At 44.4% G+C, this 6,947-nt stretch carries 7 protein-coding genes and 5 tRNA genes; 9 read left to right on the forward strand and 3 right to left on the reverse strand.

All coding sequences use genetic code 11. From position 1 onward, the window contains the following. A tRNA-Ala gene (locus AAB400_00950) sits at positions 1–56 on the reverse strand. Positions 57–229: 173 nt separating this feature from the next. Then, a tRNA-Val gene (locus tag AAB400_00955) sits at positions 230–306 on the reverse strand. Positions 307–383: 77 nt separating this feature from the next. On the opposite strand from AAB400_00955, the gene AAB400_00960 reads away from it, so the two are divergent. The 9 genes from AAB400_00960 (at position 384) to AAB400_01000 (ending at position 6,267) form a co-directional block, all read left to right on the forward strand. After that, positions 384–1,946 carry an HD domain-containing protein gene (locus AAB400_00960; GenBank protein MEK7648470.1) on the forward strand — a complete coding sequence of 521 codons (1,563 nt, stop codon included), beginning with the start codon at positions 384–386 and terminating at the stop codon, positions 1,944–1,946. A gap of 1 nt (position 1,947) precedes the next feature. Beyond that, complete coding sequence (locus AAB400_00965; GenBank protein MEK7648471.1) at positions 1,948–2,838, forward strand: RluA family pseudouridine synthase; 891 nt, start codon at positions 1,948–1,950, stop codon at positions 2,836–2,838. 43 nt (positions 2,839–2,881) lie between these two features. After that, entirely contained in the window at positions 2,882–3,208 is a 327-nt protein-coding gene (locus AAB400_00970; GenBank protein ID MEK7648472.1) for a 50S ribosomal protein L19, read from the forward strand. A 75-nt stretch (positions 3,209–3,283) separates the two neighbouring features. Then, positions 3,284–3,366 (forward strand) — tRNA-Leu (locus tag AAB400_00975). A gap of 61 nt (positions 3,367–3,427) precedes the next feature. Further along, a tRNA-Val gene (locus AAB400_00980) sits at positions 3,428–3,501 on the forward strand. 178 nt (positions 3,502–3,679) lie between these two features. Continuing rightward, positions 3,680–3,750, forward strand: a tRNA-Ala gene (locus AAB400_00985). Between the two features lie 93 nt (positions 3,751–3,843). Then, positions 3,844–4,425 carry an NUDIX domain-containing protein gene (locus tag AAB400_00990; GenBank protein MEK7648473.1) on the forward strand — a complete coding sequence of 194 codons (582 nt, stop codon included), beginning with the start codon at positions 3,844–3,846 and terminating at the stop codon, positions 4,423–4,425. 89 nt (positions 4,426–4,514) lie between these two features. Then, entirely contained in the window at positions 4,515–5,534 is a 1,020-nt protein-coding gene (locus AAB400_00995; protein MEK7648474.1) for a hypothetical protein, read from the forward strand. Continuing rightward, complete coding sequence (locus tag AAB400_01000; GenBank protein MEK7648475.1) at positions 5,518–6,267, forward strand: hypothetical protein; 750 nt, start codon at positions 5,518–5,520, stop codon at positions 6,265–6,267. Before AAB400_00995 ends, AAB400_01000 begins: the two co-directional genes overlap by 17 nt. Here AAB400_01000 and AAB400_01005 read toward each other — a convergent pair. Then, the coding region (locus AAB400_01005; protein ID MEK7648476.1) for a nucleotide sugar dehydrogenase at positions 6,246–6,947 on the reverse strand (702 nt) is incomplete at its 5' end. The two genes, AAB400_01000 and AAB400_01005, sit on opposite strands and share 22 nt — an antisense overlap.

Here is a 6,947-nt window from a genome sequence, read left to right on the forward strand (position 1 = left end):
GAGGAGAATCGAACTCCTATTTCCCGGATGCAAACCGGGTGCTCTACCATTAAGCTACAGGCCCTTATGGTATTTTCTCTGGTGGGCGATAGAGGACTCGCCTACAACTCTCGGCTCGCCGTCGCAAGCCTCGGTCGCAGGCCGCCGCTCGCGGTTTTGCTTGCTAGCAAAACATCGCTCCGCGCTTCTCGTCCCCACGCAACACAAACAGTTGTGTTGCTTATCTTCCTGGTGGGCGATAGAGGACTCGAACCTCTGACCTTCACAATGTCAATGTGACGCTCTAACCAACTGAGCTAATCGCCCAAAGCCCTTTGCATTAGTTTATGAGTTTCTGTATGGTATCATACACACAGGTAATTGTGAAGAGAGGGCCTAAACCTATGGCAGTACTGCATATCAAAAGGATCCGTACGCTTATTATGCACATCGCTACCGATGCGCAATTTTCATTTATCAAAAAACTTCGCCGCAGGTATCCGCAATCCCAAACATATCTTGTGGGCGGAGTTGTTCGTGACACGCTTTTAGGAAGGCAAACAAAGGATTTTGATTTTGTTGTTCGCGGAGTTTCCCTGAGATCTATTGAAAAAGAATTGCGTACACTGGGAAGCGTCAATGCGGTTGGTCGAAGATTTGGCGTGTTAAAGTTTGTTCCGAAATGTGTACAGCGCACTCCATCTCTCGAGCCGTTTGACATTGCATTGCCGCGCACAGAGCACACGGGACATTTTACGGGGCACTATCGGGATTTTGTCATCAAAAGCGATTGGCGCCTACCCATTGAAGACGATCTTTCCAGGAGAGATTTTACTATCAATGCTATGGCTATTGATTTGGCGAACGGCACGCTTATCGATCCGTTTGGGGGAATGAATGATATGCCAAAAAAAATCATTCGCTGTGTTGGCAAGCCGGCAACACGCTTTGCGGAAGATTATTCCCGCATGCTCCGCGCTATACGGTTTTCATGCCAGCTTGATTTTACCCTTGAGCGTGAAACATCGCAGGCGATCCAAGCAGGTATGGGGAAAATTAACAAAAAAATACATCCGTCGAAAATCAATTCAAAAAAATACGACGCCAACACATTGCGCGCCGTTCCCTATGAGACGATTGCAAAAGAACTTAGCTTTGCGCTGAGTGCATATCCTCGTAAGGCAGTTCAACTTTTTGATTGCTATGGAGTGTTCAAAGAATTGATGCCGCCTATTCTTGCCATGAAAGGGTGCGTGCAACCGGCTCTCTGGCATAGTGAGGGAGATGTGTGGACGCACACAGAGCTGTGTTTTAAAAATATAGGTAGTAAGCGATTTAAGAAAGAATTTGGATCTCATTCTGTGGAACCTCTTTTGCTGTGGTCCCTACTCTTCCATGATATTGGCAAGCCACCAGCTCTAAAAACGCCGGAAAAAGACGGTGTTGATCGCATACGGTTTGATGGGCATGATCGAATTGGGGCAGATATTGCAAAGCGCATTGCAGAACGCTTGCGCTTGGCATCCGTTGCGCGTATGGATATTTCCTCCGAGGATATTTGGTGGCTTATCAACTACCACCTTCTTGTGTTGAATACTGATGTAGCACGTATTAAGCATACTACGCTGGAAAAATATTTTTTCCGCGATCCGCGGAGAGGCTTGTTGCTGCGCCAACTTGTTTTTGTTGATACTCTTAGTTCAAAACGCGCAGATGGCAAGTCAAGCCTTGGAAGTTATCGTGCACTTACAAAACGGCTCCAGGAATATGAACAGCGATTCCATCGAAAGGCAACGTTACCTAAGCCTATTATCAATGGGGATGAAATAATGAAGGCGCTTCGCCTATCACCCGGTCCTTTAGTGGGGAAATACATACTACTGGTGCGCGAGGAGCAGCTTGCCAAGCGAGTGTGTACGAAGCGCCAGGCATTAGCGTTTTTAAAAAAAGAACTACAACTGCAATAATATGCATCTTTCTATAACAAAAGAACTCGATGGTATGCGGCTTGACGTTGCACTTGTTTCTTTATTGGGCGTTACTCGTTCTGAAATTCAGAAGCGATTAAGTAAAGGGAATGTTCATGTGAATGGAAAGGTGGGGAAAAAGAATACTCGCATGTACGAGGGCGATACAGTCGTTATAGAAATCGAAGATAAGAACGTGCAAGAACCGCTACCAATTATTGTGCCAAAAATCCTTCATACGGATACCGAGTGTATTGTGATCTGTAAACCACGCGGCCTTGTGGTTCATCCTGCCCCCCAGCATCCAAGCGGCACCCTAGTAGATTTTTTACTTGAGCATTATCCTGAAATGGCAAAAGTGGGTGATGATCCGCAGCGCCCCGGCATTGTCCATCGCCTCGATAAGGACGCATCCGGTGTTATGGTAATCGCTCGCAATCAGGATAGTTTCGACTCGCTGAAACGGCAATTTAAAATTCATACAGTTAAAAAAGAATACTATGCAGTTGCGTATGGCGTGCCTCTGCCACTGGAGGGAACCATCTCTCTATTACTTGGAAGAAGAAATTCATCGCCCAAGATTGTGGCGAGTACTCAGAAAGGGAGAAAGGCGATTACCCACTATTGGGTTGAGAAGCAAGCGAAGTTTTGCAGTTTAGTGCGTATTGTCACCGAGACAGGGCGCACCCATCAAATCAGAGCTCATCTGTATGCGGTCGGCAACCCTCTTGTTGGTGATACTGTCTATAAGAGTAAAAAAATAAAGCCCATTATCGTCTCGCGCCTTATGCTCCATGCATACCAGCTCACATTTACCGATCTTACAGGGAAGAAGCAGGCGTTTTCTTGTGATATTCCTGAGGAATTTGAGGAAGTATTGACGAAGTATTGAATATCGTGCATACTGGTACCATTATTTGTAGTCCAGTAATCCTATGAACTCTAATCTGTTTGATGGTGTTGTACCGGGCATGACGGTGAAAATCCATCAGAAAATCAAAGAAATGAACCCTAAGGGCGAGGAAAAAGAACGCATCCAGGTTTTTGAGGGTATTGTGCTGCAGCGCAGGGGCGGCATGACTAATGGTGCGACAATAACGGTGCGCAAGATGTCCCACGGTGTAAGCGTTGAGAAGATTTTTCCCCTCTATCTTCCTTCTATTACAAAAGTAGACAAAATAAAACAGGCACCCACACAGCGCGCAAAGCTTTTTTATCTGCGGTCAAGCAAAAAGAAGCTCAAAGAAAAAGCGCTCTCCTGAGCGTTTTTTCAGTAGGTTTGACACTTGATTACTTTTTATTAGCAGCTATACTAGCTTGGTATTCTGTAATGTTGTGCGCGGGTGGTGAAACGGTAGACACGCCAGCTTGAGGGGCTGGTGCCCGCAAGGGTGTGGAGGTTCAAATCCTCTCCCGCGCATTTTGAGAGCTCTGGGTGTGTTCATAGATATAAACATATTCAGAGCTCTCATTCGTTGTAGGGGCAGTTAGCTCAGCTGGTTAGAGCGTTCGGTTTACATCCGAAAGGTCACAGGTTCGAATCCTGTACTGCCCATGAGTGAAACGAATGGCAGTAAACAACATACTTATGTATGTTGTGTCAGGATGAGAAGACCGCAGCGATATTTTGTCAGTAGGCAAAATCGCGAGGGGCGGCCTGCGACCGAGGCGAGCGACGGCGAACCGAGAGTTGTAGGCGAATCCTGTACTGCCCATGAGGGATATATTTTTGAGGGCCCGTAGTATAATGGTAATACACGACCATGGCATGGTTGAGTTGAGGGTTCGATTCCCTCCGGGTCCAAAAAAGAGCACGAAGAAATTCGCGCTCTTTTTTGGTTCTATTTAAGACATAAAGCGTTGTAATTTTGAGCAGAGTGGCTATACTTTCAACATTATGAATCACTTGCAAAAGGATGGGCCTGAAGAAGTTGCGTATAAGGGAAAGATATTTGAAATTATCAAGCAGCCGATGAAGGCAGATGGAAAGAGTGTTGTGCTTGAGATTGCTCGCCGTTCTCCCGGAGTTCGCTTGATTATTATAAAAGACAATCAGCTGTTAATCACAAAAGAGTTTCGCACTGAATTGAATGCGTATGACTACCGTCTTCCGGGAGGAAAAGTTTTTGACACACTGGAAGAGTATGAACGGCATAGATCGCAAGATATGTTACCCTGTGCTCTGGAAGCGGCAAAGCGCGAGTGCAAGGAAGAAACAGGCTTTATTGTAAAAAACATCAATCATTTCACAACGGCCCATGCCGGAGCAACCGTGGAGTGGGATTTATTTTATTTTATTGTTAACGAGTTTGAAAATAGTGCAAAAGGACAGGAACTTGAGGTCGGTGAGGTAATAAGCATTGAGTGGAAAACGTTTGAAGAAGTGAAAGAATTATGCAAAGAAGGTGAAATACGCGAAGATAGAACAATTGGTGTTTTATTCAAATTCTTTTTGCGCTACCAAAAACATCTAGACTAAGAGAACGGTAAAATTAGTAAGGATACGTTATATTATTAAGCTTTTTTTGTGTCTCGCTCTTGACAAAAGGGCTCTTTTGTGCTATTATCGTGGTTCAAAATAGCGCAAAAACAATGACTGATTATCAGCCACAACCCTCCACAATCGAGGAGTCCTATCCTCCCGAGCATTTTCGAATCGCATTTGACCTCTATCGATGCGTTGCTTTTTATAATGCATCGCTTTCTGATAAAAAAGATCATCAAGCGCTAGTTGATGATGCTATCGAAAATGCGTATCAGGCGCTTCTTCAGGTGGTGTATGTTCTTCCCTCTCCCCAAGAACGGTATATCGAAAGTCTTCAGGAATTTTTTGCCTCCCTTCAGGGTAAGAGAGATGATTTTCGAGCTGTTTTTGTTGCGTTGAGGAAATCATGCGTAAAAGTCTTAGAAAAATTGGGCGTGCCAAGAAGCGAGCTAAGGGCTGAGCTTAAGGCATACCCTGCCCAACAGCAAGAAGCAAGGAAATTTTATCTTAAAACAGTGTTTGATTTTCTTTACACAAAAAAAATTCTTCAGGCATCGAAATTTGATTCAGCGCAGAAGGCGCGCATTCATCGATTGGTGGAAAAATACGGCGAAGAAAAAATGCGCCAAAAAAAAATATATAAAGATTATCTTGAATTTCGCGATGTAAATAAACTTCGCATTACATCTCCCACCGTATGTTTGGGTGCGCTTGACGAACTTTTACAACTGAGCGATTTGCCCACAAGCATAACAAAGACTTTATTGACAGAAATATCAGCATATAAAAAGCGCATTGAAGAGGAAGTTTCTACGTTGCAGCATCAGGATGATGTTGATCCGGAGTCTTTTGATGTTGAGGCATACTTGAAACAGCGCTTTACTAAGGAATACGAACAGGGTCATATGCGTCCAAATATGGACCCAGCTATTATTGAAGAGATAGATGGGTTGGCTCTCCGTGTTCTTGTGGTACTGTTTCCTCATCTCATAGCGCTAGATGGCGAACGGCAGAAAGATGTGATCAAAACATATATCGAGGTGGATGGAACTCTGCCGCAAGTTCCTCTCGTGGTCCCCCATATTTATGGTGAAGAAGATTGAAGTACAGAGCCAGGCTACTCTTGAATGCGAGCAAGATTCCGCAAAGAAAGTCATCGGTGAAACGCTCTACCGTTGTTACTATGAATGGAAAGCATATGATGATGTTTTTTTGTCATTTCCGGAGCAGGATTATTTTAACAAAAAAATACCACGGCTTGGCCTGGAGGCGTTAACAGATGACCAGCGGGCTATGAGCGAGGCGCAAGGCTATATAGTCAGGAATAAACAGGAAATGAACTATATCAACGACATGATGGATTCCCCTAATCACGATCGTCTTACACCTTTTCAACTGAACCTCTACCTTGAATACAAGAAATACCAACGTCTTTCCAGTGAACAACGAAGAGCATTGGAACATCGTATCAAGCAGGAAGGAATTGCGCGTTTGCCGGCAGAAGAAAAAGAACTCTACGAAAAATATGCAATCAATAAATATCGCAGGCAATGGTTTACATCATTTCTCCCGTCTGTGCTGATGGCAGTGCATTTTGGATACTTTGACGAAAAACGTGGCATTCGTTTGAGAAAAGCAGCACTAGAGATTGAAAAACGCGTTTTACGCCAATCACTCAACACCCCTTTCGATATTGAGCAAGGAGATGCGCTTATTGTCATTGCTTTGAGAAATATTTTTCCTCAATTGCGCGGCATTGACCAGAAGAATTGGCAGCACGCCCTACAGCACATTCTCGGCATCCCTCAAGCCAATCATCGGCCAACACCTTCATAGCGAAAACCAGATTTTTGGGCATGTGCTCGCTCAAACATATTTCTCCCGTCAATAAGCACATCACCCTTCATGCATATACGCGCTTTTGCAAGGTCGCAATTTTTGAACTCATTCCATTTGGTGATGATGATGCATGCATCTGCGCCTGCAAGTGCATCATACAGCGTTGGACCAAAGGTAAGTTCTGCTGATCGTTTGAAATGTTTTTTAAATCCTGGCATTGCAACAGGATCGAACACAGATACTGTTGCTCCGCTTTCCAATAATTCAAAAATAATGCGTTCTGCCGGCGTGTCACGCACATCATTTGTCATTGGTTTAAATGCCAACCCCAGAATTGCTACGTGCAGACCAGAAACATTCGGATAATATTTTTTTAGTTTTTTGAGTACAAGCGCATAGCGTGAATCATTAACAGTCGACAGAGCTTTGATGATTTTGAACTCATACCCCTGTTCTTCGCCACGTGCAACGAGTGCTTTTGTGTCTTTGCCAAAACAGCTGCCGCCATACCCAATGCCTGCTTCGAGAAACTGTGAACCGATACGCTTATCGTAGCCTATACCGCGGGCAACTTCCTTGACATCAGCGCCGATCAATTCGCAGAAATCAGCAATTTCGTTGATAAAAGATATTTTAAGCGCAAGGAATGCATTTGCCGCATATTTGATAACTTCAGC

It is taken from the genome of Patescibacteria group bacterium (assembly GCA_038065255.1).
Classification (GTDB): Bacteria; Patescibacteriota; Patescibacteriia; order JACQRZ01; family JACQRZ01; genus JBBTRI01.